At 68.4% G+C, this 20190-nt stretch carries 16 protein-coding genes and 3 pseudogenes; 8 read left to right on the top strand and 11 right to left on the bottom strand.

The window, feature by feature from the left end:
- Both BJF87_RS24605 and BJF87_RS24600 read left to right on the top strand, forming a co-directional pair.
- Positions 1 to 1213 (top strand): annotated as a pseudogene (locus BJF87_RS24605) (DUF222 domain-containing protein); the annotation flags it as partial.
- 64 nt (positions 1214 to 1277) lie between these two features.
- Positions 1278 to 1652, top strand: a complete 375-nt coding sequence (locus tag BJF87_RS24600) for a DUF5655 domain-containing protein (RefSeq protein WP_006359636.1) — start codon at positions 1278 to 1280, stop codon at positions 1650 to 1652.
- 10 nt (positions 1653 to 1662) lie between these two features.
- Here the strand turns inward: BJF87_RS24600 and nadC are convergent, their stop codons facing one another.
- The 4 genes from nadC to BJF87_RS24580 form a co-directional block, all read right to left on the bottom strand.
- Positions 1663 to 2565, bottom strand: a complete 903-nt coding sequence (gene nadC, locus BJF87_RS24595; protein WP_081724804.1) for a carboxylating nicotinate-nucleotide diphosphorylase — start codon at positions 2563 to 2565, stop codon at positions 1663 to 1665.
- Between the two features lie 14 nt (positions 2566 to 2579).
- Entirely contained in the window at positions 2580 to 3638 is a 1059-nt protein-coding gene (gene nadA / locus BJF87_RS24590) for a quinolinate synthase NadA (RefSeq protein ID WP_006359638.1), read from the bottom strand.
- Positions 3639 to 3827: 189 nt separating this feature from the next.
- The gene (locus BJF87_RS24585; RefSeq protein WP_075864068.1) at positions 3828 to 4337 is read right to left on the bottom strand and encodes a DUF1990 family protein; all 510 of its coding nucleotides are present in this window, start codon (positions 4335 to 4337) and stop codon (positions 3828 to 3830) included.
- Entirely contained in the window at positions 4334 to 4609 is a 276-nt protein-coding gene (locus tag BJF87_RS24580) for a helix-turn-helix domain-containing protein (protein ID WP_040004234.1), read from the bottom strand. Before BJF87_RS24580 ends, BJF87_RS24585 begins: the two co-directional genes overlap by 4 nt.
- Before the next feature lie 91 nt (positions 4610 to 4700).
- Here BJF87_RS24580 and map point away from each other — a divergent pair, with 91 nt between their 5' ends.
- Both map and BJF87_RS24570 read left to right on the top strand, forming a co-directional pair.
- Positions 4701 to 5471, top strand: coding sequence for a type I methionyl aminopeptidase (map, locus tag BJF87_RS24575; RefSeq protein ID WP_035752613.1), 771 nt, complete (start codon positions 4701 to 4703; stop codon positions 5469 to 5471).
- A 33-nt stretch (positions 5472 to 5504) separates the two neighbouring features.
- The gene (locus tag BJF87_RS24570) at positions 5505 to 6257 is read left to right on the top strand and encodes an NrtR DNA-binding winged helix domain-containing protein (RefSeq protein WP_006359642.1); all 753 of its coding nucleotides are present in this window, start codon (positions 5505 to 5507) and stop codon (positions 6255 to 6257) included.
- Here BJF87_RS24570 and BJF87_RS24565 read toward each other — a convergent pair.
- The 6 genes and pseudogenes from BJF87_RS24565 to BJF87_RS24540 all read right to left on the bottom strand — a co-directional run bounded on the left by BJF87_RS24565 (position 6220) and on the right by BJF87_RS24540 (position 11463).
- A complete protein-coding gene (locus BJF87_RS24565; RefSeq protein ID WP_006359643.1) occupies positions 6220 to 6846 on the bottom strand; it encodes a DUF2567 domain-containing protein in 627 nt (208 codons plus the stop codon). The genes BJF87_RS24570 and BJF87_RS24565 overlap by 38 nt on opposite strands.
- Positions 6843 to 7082, bottom strand: coding sequence for a hypothetical protein (locus BJF87_RS24560; protein WP_005198868.1), 240 nt, complete (start codon positions 7080 to 7082; stop codon positions 6843 to 6845). The genes BJF87_RS24565 and BJF87_RS24560 overlap by 4 nt, the downstream gene beginning before the upstream one ends.
- A gap of 49 nt (positions 7083 to 7131) precedes the next feature.
- Complete coding sequence (gene bioB, locus BJF87_RS24555) at positions 7132 to 8169, bottom strand: biotin synthase BioB (RefSeq protein WP_006359644.1); 1038 nt, start codon at positions 8167 to 8169, stop codon at positions 7132 to 7134.
- A gap of 48 nt (positions 8170 to 8217) precedes the next feature.
- Positions 8218 to 8970, bottom strand: a complete 753-nt coding sequence (gene bioD, locus BJF87_RS24550) for a dethiobiotin synthase (protein ID WP_006359645.1) — start codon at positions 8968 to 8970, stop codon at positions 8218 to 8220.
- Positions 8967 to 10151: an 8-amino-7-oxononanoate synthase gene (locus BJF87_RS24545; RefSeq protein ID WP_006359646.1), complete on the bottom strand. Its 1185-nt coding sequence runs from the start codon at positions 10149 to 10151 to the stop codon at positions 8967 to 8969. Before BJF87_RS24545 ends, bioD begins: the two co-directional genes overlap by 4 nt.
- Positions 10148 to 11463, bottom strand: a pseudogene (locus BJF87_RS24540) (adenosylmethionine--8-amino-7-oxononanoate transaminase). Before BJF87_RS24540 ends, BJF87_RS24545 begins: the two are co-directional and overlap by 4 nt.
- A 132-nt stretch (positions 11464 to 11595) precedes the next feature.
- Here BJF87_RS24540 and BJF87_RS24535 point away from each other — a divergent pair.
- From BJF87_RS24535 to treY, 4 genes and pseudogenes are all read left to right on the top strand, one after another.
- Positions 11596 to 12153 (top strand): TetR family transcriptional regulator, encoded by a 558-nt coding sequence (locus BJF87_RS24535; RefSeq protein WP_006359648.1) that lies wholly within the window; start codon positions 11596 to 11598, stop codon positions 12151 to 12153.
- A 142-nt stretch (positions 12154 to 12295) separates the two neighbouring features.
- Positions 12296 to 14473, top strand: coding sequence for an acyltransferase family protein (locus BJF87_RS24530; protein WP_006359649.1), 2178 nt, complete (start codon positions 12296 to 12298; stop codon positions 14471 to 14473).
- A 119-nt stretch (positions 14474 to 14592) separates the two neighbouring features.
- A complete protein-coding gene (gene glgX, locus BJF87_RS24525) occupies positions 14593 to 17034 on the top strand; it encodes a glycogen debranching protein GlgX (RefSeq protein WP_035752618.1) in 2442 nt (813 codons plus the stop codon).
- Between the two features lie 17 nt (positions 17035 to 17051).
- A pseudogene (gene treY / locus BJF87_RS24520) lies at positions 17052 to 19357 on the top strand (malto-oligosyltrehalose synthase).
- A gap of 9 nt (positions 19358 to 19366) precedes the next feature.
- On the opposite strand, the gene BJF87_RS24515 reads toward treY, so the two are convergent.
- Entirely contained in the window at positions 19367 to 20164 is a 798-nt protein-coding gene (locus tag BJF87_RS24515; protein WP_006359652.1) for a hypothetical protein, read from the bottom strand.
- Between the last annotated feature and the right edge of the window lie 26 nt (positions 20165 to 20190).

The raw sequence follows: 20190 nt of genomic DNA, 5'->3' as shown, positions 1-20190 counted from the left end.
CAGAGGCATTGGCCGACGGCAAGGTCAGCACCTCCCACGTCCGGGCAGTACTCGACGTCCTCGACCAGATCCCACACGCCGTCGACCACGACGTAAAGGTCGCCGCCGAACGACAGATGGCCGAGATCGCCGTCGACCACACCCCCGCCGACATCACCGCCCTCGGTGCACGACTGCTGGCCCACCTCGACCCCGACGGCACACTGACCGACGACACCGACCGCAAACGTCGACGCAATCTGTCGGTCAACCGGCAACGCGCCGACGGCACCGCCAAGATGACCGCCAACCTCACCCCCGAACTCCTCGCCCGCATCACCATGCTGCTCGCCGTCTGGGCCAAACCCGGCATGAACAACCCCGACGACCCCGACTCCCCCCACGGTTCCATCGAGGACGCCGACCCCGAGGCGGTCGAAGCCGCAGCCGCACGCGACGACCGCACCCCCGCCCAGCTCAACCACGACGCCCTCAACGCACTCCTGAAAGCCGTGTTCGACGACGGACTCCTGGGTAAGAGCCACCGCGGGTTACCCATCCAGCTGATCATCAAAGCCGATCTCAACGACCTACGACGCGAAGCCGGGTTCGCCACCACCGCGACCGGCACCCTGATCCCGATCACCGACCTCGTCAACATGGCCGCCGACACCCAGCCCTGGCTGGCGGTGTTCAAAGACGCCACCGCCGTCCCGCTGTACTTCGGACGCGGCAAGAGGTTGGCCACCCGTGAACAACGTCTCGTGTCCTTCGCCCGACCCGACGGCGAGGTCTGTTCCACCCCCGACTGCGGCATATCCGCCGCGCACGTGGAAATGCACCACGCGCAACTGGATTGGGGTCTCGGTGGACTCACCGACATCACCGACCTCGCACCGGCGTGCCCGAAACACAATCGCATGGTCAGCAATGAACCCGGCGGCTACACCACCCGCATGGTCCGTGAAGGCCCCGACGAAGGCCGCTGCGCCTGGCGGTTGAACGCCGAACCCGGCGCACCACCCAACCCCGAACGCATCAACCGCGACCCGACATCCCCCGCCGATTCAACGAACAACTCAAACAGGTACGCAACGAGATCCACGGACCCGAACCGGAGTCCGGCGATACCCCACGCCTCCAGATGCGCCAGATCATCGACCTCCGCAACGCCTCCGACGCCGAAGCCACCCTCGCCTCGATACTCCTCGCCGCCGCCTACCCGCACCGGTGAGAATCGCGGTCGTGAAGAAGGTGGTGGACCGTCGTCGAGGATTCCGTGCGATTCTGGAGCCAGAATGACCATGGACACCCCGCACAAGGTCGAGGACTTCTTTGCAGGCTCGCCGGTGGGCCTGTCGATCCACCGTGCGGTCGAGGACGCCATTCATGAACTGGGAGACGACATCACCGTCCGAGTTACGAAGAGCCAAGTCAACTTTCGACGTCGGACCGGTTTCGCCTTCGTGTGGCGTCCCGGCCTGTACCTGCGATCCGAAGTACCAGCGGTGTTGTCGATCGCCCTTCCGCACCGCATCGACTCTGCCCGCTTCAAGGAAGTCGCGCACCCCTCACCGCGCGTGTGGATGCACCACCTGGAGGTGCGTGGGGCCGCGGAGGTGGACGAGGAGGTCCACCGGTGGCTCAGTGAGGCCTATGACGCCGCGGACTGACGTCGTCAGACTACGGCGCGGGGATGTCCAGCCCGAGGTCGAGCACCGTGACCGAATGGGTGAGTGCACCGACGGCCAGGTAGTCGACGCCCGTGCGGGCGTAGTCCTCGGCAACGTCGAGCGTCAGACCACCGGAGCTCTCCAGCTTGGTCTGCGGCGAGTGGGTGTTGCGTCGCTGCACGGCCATCTGGGTTTCCCACGGCTCGAAGTTGTCGAGCAGCACGAGCTGCGGCTCGAGCGGCAGGACCTCGTCCAGCTGGGACAGGGAGTCGACCTCGACCTCGACGGGAAGGCCCGGAGCTGCGGCGCGAACCGCTTCCAGCGCCGCTGCGACCGAACCGGCGGCGACGACGTGGTTGTCCTTGATCAGTGCGGCGTCGCCGAGACCCATGCGGTGGTTGACTCCCCCACCTGCGCGGACCGCATACTTCTGCAGCAGTCGCAGGCCGGGGAGCGTCTTACGGGAGTCACGAATCTGCGCGGATGTGCCGGAGACCGCGTCGACCCACGCCCGGGTCGCGGTCGCGATCCCGGACAGATGGCAGATCAGGTTCAGCGCGGTGCGTTCGGCCGTCAGGAGCGCGGCCGTCGGCGCGTGGACGCGCAGGACGACATCGCCGGGTTCGACGACGCTGCCGTCGGCGACGGCGTCCGTCACCTCGAAATTGCCCGCGCCGATGACCTCGTCGAACACCGCGATCACCACCGGCACACCGGCGATCACGCCATGCGCACGACTCACGATCGCGGCGTCGACGACAGCGCCGGCCGGGACCGTCGACAACGTGGTGACGTCGGGCCCGTATCGCAGGTCTTCGTCGAGCGCGGTACGGATGAGGGCGCGGACATCGTCGTCGATGGCCAGTTCGAGCGCGCCGCCGGCCGCGGCCTGGCCGATGAAACCTTCACTCACAGCAGAGTTTCCGGTCACTCGCCCGACCCCGGGTTACCGATCGCGATCATCCGCTCGACGCTCTTGCGAGCCTTCTCCGCGACGTCGACGTCGACGAATACCTCGTCGCGGCCCTCACGCAGGCAGCGCAGCAGTGCGGAAGGGGTGATCATCTTCATGTAGGGGCACGACGCGCGGTCGTTCACGGCCTGGAAGTCGACCCCCGGTGCGGCCTTGCGGAGCTGGTGCAGCATGCCGATCTCGGTGGCGACGAGAACCTGCTTGGCGCCGGTCTCCCGCGCGGCGTCGAGCATGCCGCCGGTCGAGAGGATCTTCACGCGATCCTCGGGCACGGCACCCTCACCTGCCAGATAGAGAGCCGAAGTGGCGCAGCCGCATTCGGGGTGGATGAACAGGTCTGCATCGGGGTGCGACGCGGCCTGGTCGGCCAGCTCGTCACCGTTGATGCCGGCGTGCACGTGGCACTCGCCCGCCCAGATGTGGATGTTGTCCCGGCCGGTCTCCCGCTTGACGTGCGCACCGAGGAACTGGTCCGGGAGGAACAGCACGTCGCGGTCCGGGTCGATCGAGGCGACGACGTCGACGGCGTTCGACGAGGTGCAGCAGATGTCGGTCAGACCCTTCACCTCGGCGGTGGTGTTCACATACGAGACGACGACCGCCTCCGGGAACTCGGCCTTCCAGGCGCGCAGTTCGTCGGCGGTGATCGAGTCGGCCAGCGAGCAGCCGGCACGCTCGTCGGGGATGAGTACCCGCTTCTCAGGGCTGAGGATCTTGGCTGTCTCCGCCATGAAGTGGACACCGCAGAAGATGATCTCGTCGGAGTCCACCTCGGCCGCGATGCGCGACAGGGCAAGGGAGTCACCGACGTGATCGGCGACGTCCTGGATGGCGGGAAGCTGGTAGTTGTGCGCGAGCAGCGTCGCATTGCGGGCACGAGCGAGGCGCCGGACCTCGTCTGCCCACTCCTGAGTCGGTTCGACGCCGGCGTAGCCGCCCGGTGCGTCGAACCATTCGGCATCGAGGAGCCCGGGGGCGGCCACGGCCGCCGGGCGATCACTGGTGATGCTCATTGCCACTCCTCTGGCTGTCCCGGCGGGCGTCTACCACCACCGGGTCATCGGTGTCCCCGGAGCACGGGCCGTGTGTCCGAAGCAGGTTTTCGACTCATGGTCGAAAACGCTATGCATCGTAACATTCACCACACCCGGTTCATTCCCGTCGTCCCTCGCGCCAGAGCAGGCCGACCGGTCAGGAGCACATCAGGCGTCGAGGTACCGCTCGGCGATCCGCGACTGCGCCACCCGCCCGATCGGGCCACCGAGTCGCGTGAACCAGCGGCCCGGTCTCGAGAACGCGACGATGTGCGCGACCACGGAGTCGTCCGGGAGTCGCTGAACCCAGAACCGCTCCTCCCCGATCTCCGGGTGACCGGGCAGGGTCCCGTAGGCGAAGCCGCGCTCAGCCCCCGAATCGATCGACCCCGAATCGATCACCTCGATGACCCGACACGCGGCAGAGATCCGCACGGGGCCCACGCCCAGACGCATCGACACCGTGGCACCGACCTCGGCAGCAGGAGTGGAGGCGTCGACGCCGATCCCGGCGCGACGGTGCATGTCCCAGTTCAGGATTCGGTCTGCGACGGTGGTGAAACATCCCTCGCTCGCACCGATCACGCGCGATCGCCGCAGATGGTGATAACCCGCCGGCAGCTCTCCGGCGGTCGCACCGACCTCCGCGTAGGTGAGGCCCGACGGACGCGGCGTCACCCGGCGCGCGCCACCTCGGCGTCGAGGACGGTGTCGTCATGCACCGCCGCCAGGTCGTCGAGCGAGGTGTTCAGCGACCGAGCGAGCGCGGCGATGGTGGCGAACGCGGGCGTCGGCATGCGGCCCGTCTCGATCTTGCGCAGCGTCTCCGGGGAGATCCCCGCGCTGACGGCCACCTCACCGAGAGGACGGGCGCCACGGAGTTCGCGCAGCCGGGCGCCCAGACGGCGGCCGGCGTCGATCTGTTCCGGCGTCAACGGGTTGCGGACCATGCCCACGATCCTAGCCGATGCGGTATACATATACCGAGAGTCCGGTATTTCTATACCGCATACCGCCAACGTCAGCGAAGGGGAAATGGGAATGGTCGAGCTGAAGTCACCGTCCGAGGTCGACGCCATGGCGGTGACCGGCGCGTTCATCGCGGACCTGCTCGCCGACCTCGCGGAACGGGCCGACGTCGGGGTCAATCTCCTCGACCTCGAGCAGCGCGCCCGCGACCTCATCGCCGATCGCGGCGCGAAATCCTGCTACTGGGACTACTCGCCCTCGTTCGGCCACGGCCCCTTCCGCAACGTCATCTGCCTGTCGGTGAACGATGCGGTCCTGCACGGCCTCCCCCACGACTACGTCCTGGCCGACGGCGACCTGCTGTCCATGGACATCGCGGTCTCGATCGACGGCTGGGTCGCCGATTCCGCCCGCAGCGTCATCGTCGGCACACCCCGCCCGGAGGATCAGCGTCTCGTCCGGGCGACCGAGGAGGCCCTGGCGGCGGCCATCGACGCCGCCCGCCCCGACGCCCGGCTCGGCGACATCTCCGCCGCGATCGGAACCGTCGCCAAGTCCTACGGATACCGCGTCAACACGGAGTTCGGCGGCCACGGCCTCGGGCGCACCATGCACGAGGACCCGCATGTGGCGAACATCGGCAAGGCCGGTCGCGGAATGAAACTGCGGCCCGGGCTGACACTGGCGCTCGAACCCTGGTTCACGCTCGGCACCGACCGCATCAAGTTCGACGCCGACGGCTGGACGATCCGATCGTTCGACGGCTCTCGCGGTGCGCACAGCGAACACACCATCGCGGTCACCGACGGCGCGGCACGCGTGTTGACGTCGAAGGTTCGCTGATCACGCGGCGTCGGGGGCCATACAATCGACGCCATGCCAGCCGCCGGGTCCGATCCCTCCAGTTCCGACGGCTCACAAGCGTCGGACAACGCGACCGGTCTACGGGTCGAGGTCCTCAGCGTCGTCTTCCAGGTCCGCACCCCGCCTTCCGCGGACGGCTGCGACGTCCACGCCGCGCTCTGCGTCCTGCTCTCCCGCACCGCCACCGAACCCGGCCGCTGGTCACTGCCGGGCGGCGATGTCGCCGGCGACGAGACGTTGTCGGTCGTCGCGCGACGCCTCGTCGCCGACACGATGGACGTCCGCGACATCGCTCACCTCGAGCAACTGTCGGTCTTCTCCGATCCGGCACGCGTTCCCGGAGTCCGCACGATCGCGTCGACCTACATGGGTCTCGTCCGCTCGGACAGCCCGGTGACCCTGCCCGAGGGGGCGGCCTGGTTCGCCGTCGACGCGTTGCCGCCGGTGGCCTTCGACCACGCCGAGATCATCGACACCGCCCGGCATCGACTGGCGGCCAAACTCTCCTACACCAACATCGCTTTCGCGCTGGCACCGAAGCAGTTCCCGATGTCGGAGCTGTCGGAGATCTATTGCGCCGCACTCGGTTACCCGGTGGATACGACCAACCTGCTGCGCATCCTGAGCCGACGCGCCGTGGTGGTGTCCACCGGTACCGTCGGCAAGACGGGCCGGTCCGGCGGGCGGCCGCCGGCGCTCTATGCCTTCGCCGACAACGAGTTACGCGTCACAGATGAGTTCGCGACGCTGCGTCCGCCGATGTGACCGCCGACCCGGGAGGATCGTCGGCGGGGTGCTCGTCGTCGAGATCCCCGACGCCGAGATCTGCTGTACGTGAGGACAAGACGCAGACCAGGTAGACGAGCGCACACGCGAACGGCGCGCAGATGAGCAGCGTCCAGGGCGCGCTGTGTCCGGCGCGTGTACCGCCGTCGAGCCAGAGTTCGGGCACCACGCGGTAGACCGACTCCAGCGGAGGTCCGGCGAGGTCATCGTCGAACCGGAAGCCCGCCAGCCACATTCCGACCTGCGCGCCGAGCGCGGAGCCGGCCACCGTGCCGGCGGCCGGCACCAGGAAACCGGTGACGCCTCGCCACGGCCGCGCCGCAGCCCACGCGACCAGTGCGGCGATGCCGCCGTAGGTGAACATGATCAGCGCGAAGGCACCGACACCGTCGAAATCGGTCGAGATGCCGTCGCGAGTCAGACCCTTCAGGACGACGCCGGTGGTCGGCGGCGTAACCAGCGCCCAGATCCCGCCGGCGACCCCGCCGAGCACGATCACCACCGCGGTCACGGTGAGCAGGGTCGTGACCGGCCGGGCGGGACGCCGTCCGGACACCGGACCGCTCACCGACGACCCAGTTCGGCCGAGTCGACCGTCCCGTGGCGGGAGCATCGTGCGCTCCAGCCGTCGGGACGGACCTGCACGACCATGCGACGTCCGCACTGTCCGCAGAAACGCGGCGGTTCAAGCCCCAGTCGCGCGGCCGGCGGGATGGCGTCGGGTGCCTGCAGTTCCAGTTCGAGGCCGGTGTACACGCCGAACCTGCACGGTTCGGCGAGCGGCCCCGGGACGGTGTCGATCATGAAAGAACACGCTACCGATCGTCTGGGAAGGTCGGGAGTGGCGGAGAGGTCAGATCGTGTCGTTGAGCGACTTGATCGGCATCGACAGATCGCTGAGGAGGTCGAGGTCGTCCTCCGCAGGCCGGCCGAGCGTCGTCAGGTAGTTGCCGACGATGACGGCATTGATGCCGCCGAGGATGCCCTGCTTGGCCCCGAGGTCGCCCAGGGTGATCTCGCGACCGCCAGCGAAGCGCAGGATGGTGCGCGGCAGGGCGAGGCGGAAGGCGGCCACCGACTTGAGCGCCTCGGACGCCGGGAGCACCTCGAGGTCACCGAAGGGCGTACCCGGGCGGGGGTTGAGAAAGTTCAGCGGCACCTCGTCGGGCTCGAGTGCGGCCAGGTCGGCGGCGAACTCGGCGCGCTGCTCGAGGCTCTCCCCCATGCCGAGGATGCCGCCGCAGCACACCTCCATGCCCGCTTCGCGCACCATGCGCAGCGTGTCCCAACGCTCCTCCCACGTATGCGTCGTGACGACGTTCGGGAAGTGACTGCGCGCGGTCTCCAGGTTGTGGTTGTAGCGGTGCACACCCATGTCGCGGAGCTGATCGACCTGCTCCTGGGTGAGCATCCCGAGGCTGCAGGCGATCTGGATGTCGACCTCGTTGCGGATCGCCTCGATGCCGGCGGCGACCTGGCTCAGCAGACGCTCGTCGGGGCCACGGACGGCGGCGACGATGCAGAACTCGGTCGCACCGGTCTTGGCGGTCTGCTTGGCGGCCTCCACCAGCGACGGGATGTCGATCCAGGCGCTGCGCACCGGCGAGGCGAAAAGTCCCGACTGCGAGCAGAAGTGACAGTCCTCCGGGCAGCCACCGGTCTTCAACGAGATGATGCCCTCGACCTCGACCTCCGGACCGCACCACTTCATGCGCACGTCGTGGGCGAGCTGAAGCAGCTCGGTCAGGCGATCGTCGTCCAGGCGCAGCACGGCCAGGACCTGCTCACGGTCGAGCGGTTCACCACGCTCGAGTACCTGTTCGCGGGCGGTGGCGAGGATGTCATCGGACGTCTGTGCGTCGTGGGCGGTGTCGACGGTTGCCTGTGTCACGGGGCTGAACTCCTTGTACTGGAATCGGTTCGGGCGGGCTGGATCGAGCTACGGGGTGTGGGCGAACGAGGCCCGACGACTGGTGAGTGATCCGGCCAGCCAGTCGGGGTCGAACCACGTCGGGGCGGTTCGACGGAACTCCGCGGGATCGAGGGAGGCAGCCCCGGCGGGCAGCACACCCACCACCGGGACACCGGTGATCCGCGGCAGGTCGGATCGGTTGCAGCGCATGGCGAGGTCGGGCTCCTCCGGCCACCAGCCGATCACGAGCCCCGCCGGCCGGAGTCCCCGTGCGCGCACCGCATTCACGGTCAGCTCGGCGTGGTTGAGGGCACCGAGGCCGGGAGCCACGACGATGACGACGCCGTCGCCTGTGTCGGGCACGAGGGTCTCGGCGGCGATGTCGAGGATCGTCGCGGACTCCCCCAGCCGCACCAGGACCCCACCGGCCCCTTCGACGAGGGTGAGGTCGTGGGTGGCCGCGAGGTCGTCGACCGCGCGCACGATCACCGACGGATCGGCGAGCGGCATACCCGCACGCCGCGCCGCGGTGTCCGGTGCGAGCGGCTCGGGGTAGCGATAGGACTCGACCGCACTCACGTCCCCCGCCAGGCGCACGACTTCGGCGAGGTCGCCGGGTTCGGTTGGGGCGACGCCGGTTTGGACGGGTTTGCAGATGGCGACGGTGTCCATGCGTCCCGCAGCGGCGAGGGCGGCGGTGACGACCGTCTTGCCGACGTCGGTCGAGGTACCGGTGACGGCAAGGACGCGACCTCGGGCCGGAGATGGCTGTGCGTTCATCGGGCACCCACCTCACGTAGCGCGGCGTCGACGACCTCGGCGACGTGGTCGAGAGTCGCGGCGTCGAGGTCGGCGCGGACGGTGATCCGCAGGCGGGATGTGCCCGGCGGGACCGACGGCGGGCGGAAGCACCCGACTAGGACTCCGCGATCACGGCAGGCCGCGGCCGCGTCGACGGCTCGCTGCGGATCGCCGACGATGATCGAGATGACGGCGGCGGCAGGCTCGTCGACGCCGCAAGCGCGCGCCAGGTGGCGAGCGTTGTCCCGCAACCGGTCCGGCAGCGCGGGGTAGGCCCGCAGTACTCGTAGTGCGGCACGAGCCGCGCCGACCGCCGCCGGATTCAGTCCGGTGTCGAAGATGAACGGGCGCGCGCAGTCGATCAGGTGCGACCGGAGGATCTCCGGTCCGAGGACCACCCCACCCTGCGCCCCGAAGGACTTGGACAAGACCGTGGTGACCACCAGATCCGGCGCACCGGAAAGTCCCTGTTCGGCAACGAGCCCGCGTCCACCGGGACCGCGAACGCCGACGGCGTGGGCCTCATCGACGAGCAGCACCGCACCGTGCGCGCGGGCCGCGGCGTACAGGTCGGCGACCGGGGCCGGCTCACCGTCGATGCTGTACACCGAGTCGGTGACCACGAGAGCACGTTCCTCGGTGCGCGCGGCAAGCGCGGCCCGTACTGCCTCGTGATCGCCGCGGTCGACGACCACCACGCGTGCCCGAGACAGGCGGCACCCGTCGATCAGCGACGCATGCGACCCGGTGTCACTGACAATCAAATCGCCGCGTCCGGCGAGTGCGGTCACCGCACCGACGTTGGCGAGATAGCCAGACGAAAAGGTTAGTGCTGCAGGAAAACCAAGGAAATCGGCCAGTTCGTTCTCGAGGTCGACATGGGCCGCGGTGGTGCCGACGACGAGCCTCGACGCCGTCGACCCGCCACCCCACTGCGCGGCCGCGGCCTGCGCACCGGCGATGACGTCGGGGTGCGTCGACAGTCCGAGGTAGTCGTTCGAGCCGAGATTGACGGCGTCGGCACCGGCTCGTCGGACATGCGGCTCGCGATGCAGGCCGGCCTCGGCACGATCACGTGCGGCACGGGCGAGCCAGGCGAGTCCGACCTCACCCGAGGTGACATCCTGGCCGGCCACCGGCTGTCCCGAGGTGATCGTCATGATCGCGCCCCCACGAGTTCGGAAGATGCAGAGGATGTTTCGCCGAGCGTGGCACGCACGGCTGCGGAGATTCCGCGGACGATCGTCGCGACGTCCTCGGGCGTGCAGATGAACGGCGGCATCGTGTAGACGAGGTTGCGGAAGGGCCGCAGCCACGCGCCGGCGTCGATCGCGGCCGCGGTGGCCGCCGGCATGTCGACGGGACGGTCGAGTTCGACGACGCCGATCGCACCGTGTACGCGGACGTCGACAATGCCGTCGAGGTCCCGCAACGGCGCCAGCCCCTCGGCGAGGCCCGCACCGATCTCCGCCACGCGCTCGGCCCAGGCGTCTCCAGCAGCAGCTCGATCGCGGCGACGGCCACCGCGCAGGCGAGCGGGTTGGCCATGAACGTCGGGCCGTGGGCGAGTCCGCCGGCCTCCCCCGCGCTGATGACCTCGGCGAGATGGGACGTGCAGAGTGTCGCCGCGAGCGTCATGTATCCGCCGGTGAGCGCCTTGCCGACACACATGATGTCGGGGGCGACCCGCGCGGCGTCGGCGGCGAAGAGGGTTCCGGTCCGGCCGAAGCCGGTGGCGATCTCGTCGAAGATCAGCAGGACGCCGTGACGGTCGCAGATGTCGCGCAGGGCGGACAGATATGCAGGGTCGTGGAAGCGCATACCGCCGGCGCCCTGGACGACCGGTTCGACGATGACGGCGGCGAGCTCGTCGCGGTGCTCGCGGACCGCGTCCTCCAGGGTGGCCACGTACTCCGGTCGGAAGTCGGCCGGAGGTGCGTCGACGAAGACCTGCCGTGCGAGCACCGCCGACCACATCGCGTGCATGCCGCCGTCGGGGTCGCAGACGCTCATCGGGGTGAAGGTGTCCCCGTGGTAGCCACCGCGCCAGGTCAGCAGACGGGTGCGCTGCGTCTCCCCGCGGCTCCGCCAGTACTGCAATGCCATCTTCGCCGCGACCTCGACCGAGACCGATCCCGAATCGCAGAAGAACACCTTCTGCAACGGTTCGGGGGTGAGTTCGACGAGGAGTTGCGCGAGCCGCGCGGCGGGTTCGTGGGTGAGGCCACCGAACATGACATGCGACATGCGCCCCATCTGGACGGCGGCCGCGGCGTCGAGGCGCGGGTGCCGGTAACCGTGGATCGCGGCCCACCACGAACTCATGCCGTCGACCACCGATCGTCCGTCGGCCAGCTCCAGGTGAACCCCCGACGCCGACGCGACCACCAGGGGTTCGGTCGTTGCGGGCAGTGCCCCGTAGGGATGCCAGATGTGCTCGGCGTCGACGCGGCTGACCTCGGCCTGGTCCACGACGCACTCCTCCTGCTCTCCCCGGATCGCCTGGACACCGTCCAGGATTCCTGAACACCGTACAGGGAGAGCCTGGACGGTGTACAGGTGGCTCGCGTCGGGCGGCCCGATCGGGGTCACTACGCTGACCGCGTGAGCAACAGCCGCACCGACGTCCTCCGCGCCGCCCGCGACATCCTGCGCGAGCACAGCCTGGCCGACCTGTCGATGCGCCGGCTCGCCACGGAGCTCGGGGTTCGCCCCAACGCCCTGTACTGGCATTTCCCCAACAAACAGACCCTGCTGGCCGCTCTGGCCGACGACATCCTGGGCGCGGTGACGATCCCCGCCGCCGATCTGCGGTGGGACGAGCGGCTGCGGCTGCTCGCCACCGGGATGCGCGCGGCCCTGCTGGAGGTGCCCGACAGCGCCGAGGTCGTGTCGTCGAGCTGGGCCAGCGGCCTGTCCACCAAGGCCATCGCCGCAGACATCGTCGCGGCCGGACATTCCGGCGGGCTCTCGCTGCGTGACGCGGAGGCCGCCGGCGTCGCGATCTGTCAGCTCGTCATCGGCCTGACCATCGAGGAACAGACCCGCGCACAGATGGAACGCCTCGGCGTCATCGAACCGTCGGGCCGCGACTTCACCGGCGAGTTCGTCGACGGACTGACGATCATCCTCGACGGGGCCCGCACCCGAGCGCGTCGCTGACATTCCTGCGCCCCGTGACCAACTCCACCGGGTGTCGCGACCGTCACGACTCAGGAATTCACAGCTTCTGCGGGTACATTGCTACCCGGCCGAAACCGTTCCCGACCCGAAAGACTTCTCTGTGGCATCGACGACTCGAGTAGTGGCGCCGGAGTCGGCCCCCTCGACGCCGACGACCCCTGCCTACCGCACCGACCTCGACGGACTGCGCGGCATCGCGATCACCCTCGTGGCCTGTTTCCACGTGTGGTTCGGGAAGGTCTCCGGCGGCGTCGACGTCTTCCTCACCCTGTCGGGATACTTCTTCCTCGGTTCGCTCCTCCGGCATGCGATCTACGCGCAGAAGCCGAACGTCACCTTCCGCGACACCCTCGATCCGTGGCCGCGACTGAAGCGACTACTGAAGCGACTGCTGCCCGCACTGATCACCGTGCTCCTCGCGGTCACGGTGCTCACCGTCGTGGTCCTGCCGCAGACCCGCTGGGCCAACATCGGCAACGAGGTCGTGGCCAGCGCCCTCTACTACCAGAACTGGTACCTGGCTCTGAACTCCCAGGACTACCTGGCCGCGAGTTCGGCCAACAGTCCCCTGCAGCACATCTGGTCGATGTCGATGCAGGGACAGTTCTTCCTGCTGACCCTGCTCGTCGCCCTGGCGTTCGCCGGCGTCCTCAAGCTGCTCGCACACTTCGCGCGCCCGTTCGCCGACCCGCGGGTCATCAGATTCCTGGTCGGCGCCGCGGTCTTCGTGGTCGCGCTGGGATCGTTCTGGTGGGCACATCGCGGCATGGCCATCAACCAGCCGTACAACTACTACTCCACGCTCTCGCGGCTGTGGGAGCCGCTGGCCGGTGGGCTGCTGGCGATCTGGCTGCCGAGCCTCCGCGTCCCCAACTGGCTGCGCAACGTCGCCACCGTCGCGGCCCTCGCGCTGATCGTCAGCTGCGGGTTCTGGATCGACGGCGTCGCCGAGTACCCGGGCCCGATGGCACTCGTTCCGGTCGGGGCGACGCTGATCATCATCTGGGCGGGCGCGACCGCATTGCAGAAGGCGCCGCGCGGTTCGCATGCCGCCCCGGACGGGATGCCGGCCGCCAACCGCATGCTGGCGAGTACCTGGCCGGTGTGGCTGGGCACCATCGCCTACTCGCTGTACCTGTGGCACTGGCCCCTGCTGATCTTCTACCTCACCTGGCGGGACAAGAACCACGCGAACTTCCTCGAGGGAGTCGGCATCCTCGGGGTGTCGATCGGTCTCGCCTGGCTCACCAAGCGCTACATCGAGGACCCGCTCCGCGGCGGTGACCGGGCGGCCCTCCCCCGGGGCAACCGCGCGGGACGGTCGCGGTGGCTGTCCTACACGTCGGTGGTGACGGCGATCCTGCTGCTCGGCAGCGTGGTGGCCGGCGTCGCCATCAAGGTGTGGGAGAACCACGTCGACAACATCGTCGTCGACACCAAGAACCTCGACCCGCGGTCGTACCCGGGTGCGCGTGCCCTGCTCGACGGGTGGCCGGTCCCCGCCCTCGATCCCCAACCGTCGGCGCTGGAAGTCATCCAGGACTACCCGGAGACCTCCACCGACGGATACATGAGCGACTTCACCGACAACGAGATCCATGTCGGTGTGTACGGCGACCCGAACGCCACCCGCACGATCGCACTGGCCGGCGGCTCGCACGCGGAGATGTGGATCTCCGCGCTCGACACCCTCGGCAAGCGCAACGGGTTCAAGGTCAAGACCTACCTGAAGATGGGTTGTCCGCTGTCGACCAACGAGGTCCCCAAACAGCGCGGCGTCCCCTACCCCGAGTGTTACGACTGGGGCCAGCGTGTCATCGAACAGGTCATCGCCGACAAACCCGACGCGGTGTTCACCAACTCGACGCGACCGCGCGACTACCAACCCGGCGACTGGGTGCCGCCGGACTACACCCCGATCTTCGATCGCTTCCTCGGTGCCGGCGTCCCGGTGTTCGGCATGCGGGACACGCCGTGGCCGAAGAACGGCAAGGGCACCATCGACACGCCCATCTGCCTCGCCGACGGCGGCGACGCGGAGAGCTGCGGTTCGCGACGTGCCGCCGTCCTCGCACCCGAGGACCCGGCGCTCGAGCTCGCCGCCACCCGCCCCGACTTCCACCCGCTGGACATGTCGAACGGCATCTGCACCGACGACTTCTGCCCGGCGATCATCGGCAACATCACCGTCTACAAGGACCCCCATCACCTCTCGGCCACGTTTGTCCGGAGTCTCACCGACGAGCTCGGCCGGCAGATGGAGGCCCAACTGCCCTGGACCGGCCCGCAGGTGCCGTGACCTGCGTCTTTCACATTCCTTCCGGTGTCGCGTATAAGCCGCCGGGCGGACCGGCCGCTCCGGGCGGACGTTTCGCTCTCCGAGATGACCACCTGACACAACACGACTAGGGTCAACCCATGACGTCGTCTCCGAAGGTGGGCAGTACCGCTTCGCCAACCGCGGGTGAACAACCGGATCCGGGTACGAGCGACACCCCGCCGCTCCCCATGCCGGACGACCCGGTCCAGGCCGACGCACTCGTCGAACCCGAACCCGCACCGATCCCGGTGTGGCCGGGCACCCCGTACCCGCTCGGGGCGACCTACGACGGTGCGGGAACCAACTTCTCGCTGTTCTCCGAGGTCGCCGAAGCCGTCGAGCTGTGCCTCATCGACCGGGACGGCAAGGAACGTCGCATCCGTCTCGAAGAGGTCGACGGCTACTGCTGGCACTGCTACCTGCCGAACGTGGTGCCGGGACAGTTCTACGGCTTCCGCGTGCACGGCCCCTACGACCCCTCCCGCGGACTGCGATGCGACCCGAGCAAGCTGCTTCTCGACCCGTACGGCAAGGCTTTCCACGGCGACTTCGACGGTGACGCCTCACTGTTCTCCTACCCCCTGCCGACGCCCGACGACGCGGAGGGCCCGCCCGAGGACCCCACCGAGGAACCTGTGGCGGACGCCGACGCTTCGGAGGTCGACGCGGCAGAGGACGAGGCCGCACCCGAGGCCACCGACGGCGAGGTCGCCGAGGCCACCGACGATGCGGAAACGGTTGAACTCGAACCTCTTCCGGAGAACCCGCCCGCTCCCGAGCACCCGATGCCCGGGCTCGACTCGCTCGGGCACACGATGGTCTCGGTGGTCATCAACCCGTATTTCGACTGGCAGAACGACCGCTCGCCCAATCGCCCCTACCACCAGACGGTCATCTACGAGGCCCACGTCAAGGGCATGACCGCCACCCATCCCGGCGTGCCCGAGAACCTACGCGGCACCTACGCGGGCCTCTGCCATCCGGTGATCATCGATCACCTGAAGTCGCTGGGTGTCACCGCGATCGAACTGATGCCGGTCCACCAGTTCATGCAGGATTTCACCCTCCGCGACCAGGGGTTGCGAAACTACTGGGGATACAACACCTTCGGATTCCTCGCGCCGCACATCGAGTACTCGTCGACCCCGGATCAACCCGCCAGCGCGGTCACCGAGTTCAAGGCGATGGTCCGCGAATTCCACAACGCGGGCATCGAGGTCATCCTCGACGTGGTCTACAACCACACCGCCGAGGGCAACCACCTGGGTCCGACGGTCTGCTTCCGCGGCATCGACAACGCGGCCTACTACCGCCTCGTCGACGGCGAGCCCGAGATGTACATGGACTACACGGGTACCGGCAACAGCCTCAACGGCCGGCATCCGCACACGCTGCAGCTGATCATGGACTCGCTGCGCTACTGGATCCTGGAGATGCACGTCGACGGATTCCGCTTCGACCTCGCCTCCACGCTGGCCCGCGAACTCCACGACGTCGACCGCCTCTCGGCGTTCTTCGATCTGGTGCAACAGGATCCGGTCGTGAGCCAGGTCAAGCTGATCGCCGAGCCGTGGGACATCGGCGAGGGCGGTTATCAGGTCGGCAACTTCCCGCCGTTGTGGACCGAGTGGAACGGGAAGTACCGCGACACGGTGCGCGACTACTGGCGCGGCGAGCCGTCGACGCTGGGCGAGTTCGCCTCCCGGCTCACCGGGTCGTCGGACCTCTACGCGGCGACCGGCCGGCGGCCACTCGCGAGCATCAACTTCGTCATCGCCCACGACGGCTTCACGCTGCGCGACCTGGTGTCGTACAACGAGAAACACAACATGGCCAACGGTGAGGACAACCGCGACGGCGAGAGCCACAACCGATCCTGGAACTGTGGCGTCGAGGGCCCGACGGACGATCCCGAGATCAACGCCCTGCGTGCCCGGCAACAGCGCAACATCCTGGCGACGCTCTTCCTGTCGCAGGGCACGCCGATGCTGGCCCACGGTGACGAGATCGGCCGCACCCAGCAGGGCAACAACAACGTGTACTGCCAGGACTCCGAATTGTCCTGGGTGGACTGGTCTCTCGCCGAGGAGAACGCCGATCTGCTGGAGTTCACCCGCAAGGCCATCGCGCTGCGGACCGCGCATCCGGTGTTCCGCCGTCGACGCTTCTTCGGCGGCAAGCCGATCCGGTGGGGCGATCAGTCCCTCGACATCGCGTGGCTCACACCCGCCGGTGTGGAGATGACGTCCGCGGACTGGGACAGCGGCTTCGGCAAGAGTCTCGCGGTGTTCCTGAACGGAAAGGGGCTCGGCGAGAAGGACGAACGGGGTGAATGGGTCGTCGACGACTCGTTCTTCATCTGCTTCAACGCCCACTACGAACCCATCGACTTCCATCTACCGCCGGAACAATACGGCCTCGAGTGGGTCGGTGAACTCGACACCACCCATCCGACCGGCGACTCGGATCTGACCGCCGCCTGCCGAGATTCGGTGACGGTCGGCGGCCGGTCCGTGCTCGTCCTGCGGAAGACGTCCTGACCTTGGGCACCGCCTCGATGAGCACACGACCGACACCGCGGGCCACCTACAGGTTCCAACTCAACGGCGACTTCGGGTTCGCCGATGTCACCGCGACGCTGGATCACCTCGTCGACCTGGGGGTCAGTCACGTCTACCTGTCCCCCATCGGCACGGCCGCGGCCGGGTCCACCCACGGCTACGACTGGCTTCCGCCGCCCGCCGTGTCCGATGTCCTCGGGGGCATCGACGGTCTGCGTGAACTCCGCCGCGCGGCAACCGATCGCGGGCTCGGCATCATCATCGACATCGTCCCCAACCACACCGGTGTGGCGGATGCGCTCGCCAACCCGTGGTTCGCCGACCTGCTCCGTCACGGCCACCGGTCGCAATACGCCTCGTACTTCGACGTCGACCTCAGCGACGACAACGGCGCCGACGGGAAGATCGCGCTGCCGGTCGTCGCCGCCGACGGCGACCTGAGTCCGCTCGAGATCGACGAGCAGGGCAACCTGCGGTACTACGACCACGCCTTCCCGATCGCCCCCGGGACCGCGGACGGGACCGCCGCGGAAGTCCATGCGCGCCAGCACTACAAGCTCGTGCCGTGGAACAGCGGGCTGATCGGGTACCGCCGGTTCTTCACCGTCAACGAACTCGCCGGCCTCCGGCAGGAGGACCCCGCGGTCTACGACGCCACCCACGGGTGGCTGCGGGAGCTCATCGCCGAGGACCTCATCGACGGCGTGCGCGTCGATCATCCGGACGGACTCTGGGACCCCCAGCAGTACCTCCGCAATCTCCGCCACGACGTCGGCGACGACCGGCTGATCTACATCGAGAAGATCCTCGCCCCGGACGAGCCCCTCGAACCGACGCTGCCCGTCGAGGGCACCACCGGCTACGACCAGATGCGGATCATCGACGGGCTGTTCGTCGCACCGTCTGGCGTCGTGCAACTCACCGAACTCAACGAGCACCTCACCGGCGACACCGGCGACGCGCAGTGGTTCGCGTCGGTGGAGCACCAGCGCAAGCTGACGACGCTGCGCGAGTCCTTCCCCACCGAACTGCGACGACTCGTCCGGACGATCACCCATTCCGACCCGGCCGCCGACTCCGAATCCATCGCCGACGCCTGCGCCGAACTCATCGCCGCCCTCGGGGTGTACCGCGCCGACTATCCGTCCCTGCGGCCGCGCCTGGAAACGACCGCCGTACGGATCGCCGCCGCGAACCCCTCGCTGACACGAGCACTCGATGCCATCATGCGCGCCACCCGGAGTCCCGGTGCCGCGACCTCACGCCTGGCGCAGACCTGTGGCGCGGTGACGGCGAAGAGCGTCGAGGACAGCCTCTTCTACCGCACCGCGCGGTTGGTGTCGGCTCAGGAGGTGGGCGGCGATCCGGCGAATCCGGCGGTGTCGCTCAACGAATTCCACGATCACAACGCCCAACGCGCCCGTCGCTGGCCGCTGGCGATGACCGCGACGTCGACGCACGACACCAAGCGGGGCGAGGACGTCCGCGCCCGGATCGCACTCCTCTCGCAGGTGCCCGAACGATGGTCGCTGGTCATCGAACGCGTCTGGCTGGGGACCGAGATCCCGGACAACCTGACGTGCTACTTCCTGCTGCAGAACATCTTCGGTGTCTGGCCGGCCGATGGCGAGGTCACGGATGAGTTGCGTGCGCGCCTCGTCGAGTACGCCCGCAAGGCCTCGCGTGAGGCCGGACTCCGCACCACGTGGACCGAGATCGACGAGGACTTCGAAACGGCGATCGAGCGCTGGATCCACCAGGTGACCACCGATCCGATCGCGACCGCGGTCAGCGATCTGGTCGCCCGGACCTCCTCCGCCTGGCGGCAGGAGACCCTCGCCCGCAAGGCGATCGCACTCCTCGGACCCGGCGTCCCCGACATCTATCAGGGCACCGAATGGTGGGACGACTCACTCGTCGACCCGGACAACCGACGGCCGGTGGATTTCGCTCGGTCCCTGGAACATCCGAAGGCCGAACTCGTGCGTACCGCGCTCGGTGTCCGCGCCGGCACCCGGAGGCATTCGGTGCATCGAGCACGTACCACCGCCTGCCGGTCGACGGTCCGGCCTCCGATCACGCCATCGCCTTCGGCCGCGGCTCCGACGACGCACCCGAGGTCGTCGTGATCGCCGCGCGGTTCACCCACAGCCTCAAACCCGAATCGGCGGCCGACACCGTCATCGAGTTGCCGCGCGGCACTCGCTGGCGTGATGTCCGCACCGGCGTCACCCATTCCGACACCGTCGATCTCGCCGCGGCGAGGACCGACCACCCGGTGGCGATCCTCGTCCGCGACTGAGCTCTCGGGCTAGCCGCCCGGGTTGGGGGCCGGCGCGGGACTCGGCTGCGGCGCGGGAGCACCGCCGGCACCCGGCAACGACTGCGACGGGTCGATCTGACCGCTGGGGCTACCGGGCGGGCCGTCGACCTTGGAGACCAGCCACTTGCCGTCCTCCTTGTCCAGGTCGAGCCGGAACACCATGAGACTGGTTCCGCCGGTGGGTAGTTTGACGCTTCGGCCGGTCACCTCGGCCATCACGACCGTCTTGGCGGAGTCGGTCTCCACCGTCTCGACCGCGACGACACTGATCTTCGAGGACACCTCGATCTTGAGGGCCTCGACATTCTGCTCGGTGTCGGCGCGCTCCTGCTCGAGACGCTTGCGCAGCTCCCCGGTCGACAGCGGACCGAGCAGTTCCTTGGAGTTGCCCGCATTGTCGGCGTTGAGGGTCGTCACCAGCTTGGTGACGAAATCCGCCGAGGCGGTCTTGGCGTCGGCGAAGGCGGTCGCCTCGCTCTGCAAGGTGTACGTCCGCCAGCCGAGGAACCCGACAGCCGCGATCAGGGCGATGACCAGGAACGCACCGAGTGCGCGCTTGATCCCGCTCGCGGTGACCGTCAGCGAGAACTCCTTACCGGTCGCGGGCTGCGGCTCGGGCGCGGTCGCAGGCTCGGGCCCCACAGGACCGGAACCGCTGCGACGCGCCGACTTTCCGCGCGGAGTGGCAGTGGCATCCGCAACGGGTTTCTCGGTGCCGACCTTCTCGGTGCTGGTCTCCTCGTCGGACACGTGCTTCTCGTGATCTGGCTTCTCAGGGTCTGTCATCTACAGGTCACGCAACTTGTCTGGTC

The organism is Gordonia sp. CNJ-863 (assembly GCF_001942325.1).
Lineage (GTDB): Bacteria > Actinomycetota > Actinomycetes > Mycobacteriales > Mycobacteriaceae > Gordonia > Gordonia alkanivorans.
The sequence above is the reverse complement of the archived record's forward strand: the minus strand, read 5'-3'. Positions and strand labels throughout refer to the sequence as shown.

Coding starts and splice junctions, on each gene's coding strand:
- BJF87_RS24600 (WP_006359636.1), top strand. CDS start 1,278: ATGACCATGGACACCCCGCACAAGGTCGAGGACTTCTTTGCAGGCTCG.
- nadA (WP_006359638.1), bottom strand. CDS start 3,638: ATGAGCATCACCAGTGATCGCCCGGCGGCCGTGGCCGCCCCCGGGCTC.
- BJF87_RS24580 (WP_040004234.1), bottom strand. CDS start 4,609: ATGGTCCGCAACCCGTTGACGCCGGAACAGATCGACGCCGGCCGCCGT.
- map (WP_035752613.1), top strand. CDS start 4,701: ATGGTCGAGCTGAAGTCACCGTCCGAGGTCGACGCCATGGCGGTGACC.
- BJF87_RS24570 (WP_006359642.1), top strand. CDS start 5,505: ATGCCAGCCGCCGGGTCCGATCCCTCCAGTTCCGACGGCTCACAAGCG.
- BJF87_RS24560 (WP_005198868.1), bottom strand. CDS start 7,082: ATGATCGACACCGTCCCGGGGCCGCTCGCCGAACCGTGCAGGTTCGGC.
- bioD (WP_006359645.1), bottom strand. CDS start 8,970: ATGAACGCACAGCCATCTCCGGCCCGAGGTCGCGTCCTTGCCGTCACC.
- BJF87_RS24545 (WP_006359646.1), bottom strand. CDS start 10,151: ATGACGATCACCTCGGGACAGCCGGTGGCCGGCCAGGATGTCACCTCG.
- glgX (WP_035752618.1), top strand. CDS start 14,593: ATGACGTCGTCTCCGAAGGTGGGCAGTACCGCTTCGCCAACCGCGGGT.
- BJF87_RS24515 (WP_006359652.1), bottom strand. CDS start 20,164: ATGACAGACCCTGAGAAGCCAGATCACGAGAAGCACGTGTCCGACGAG.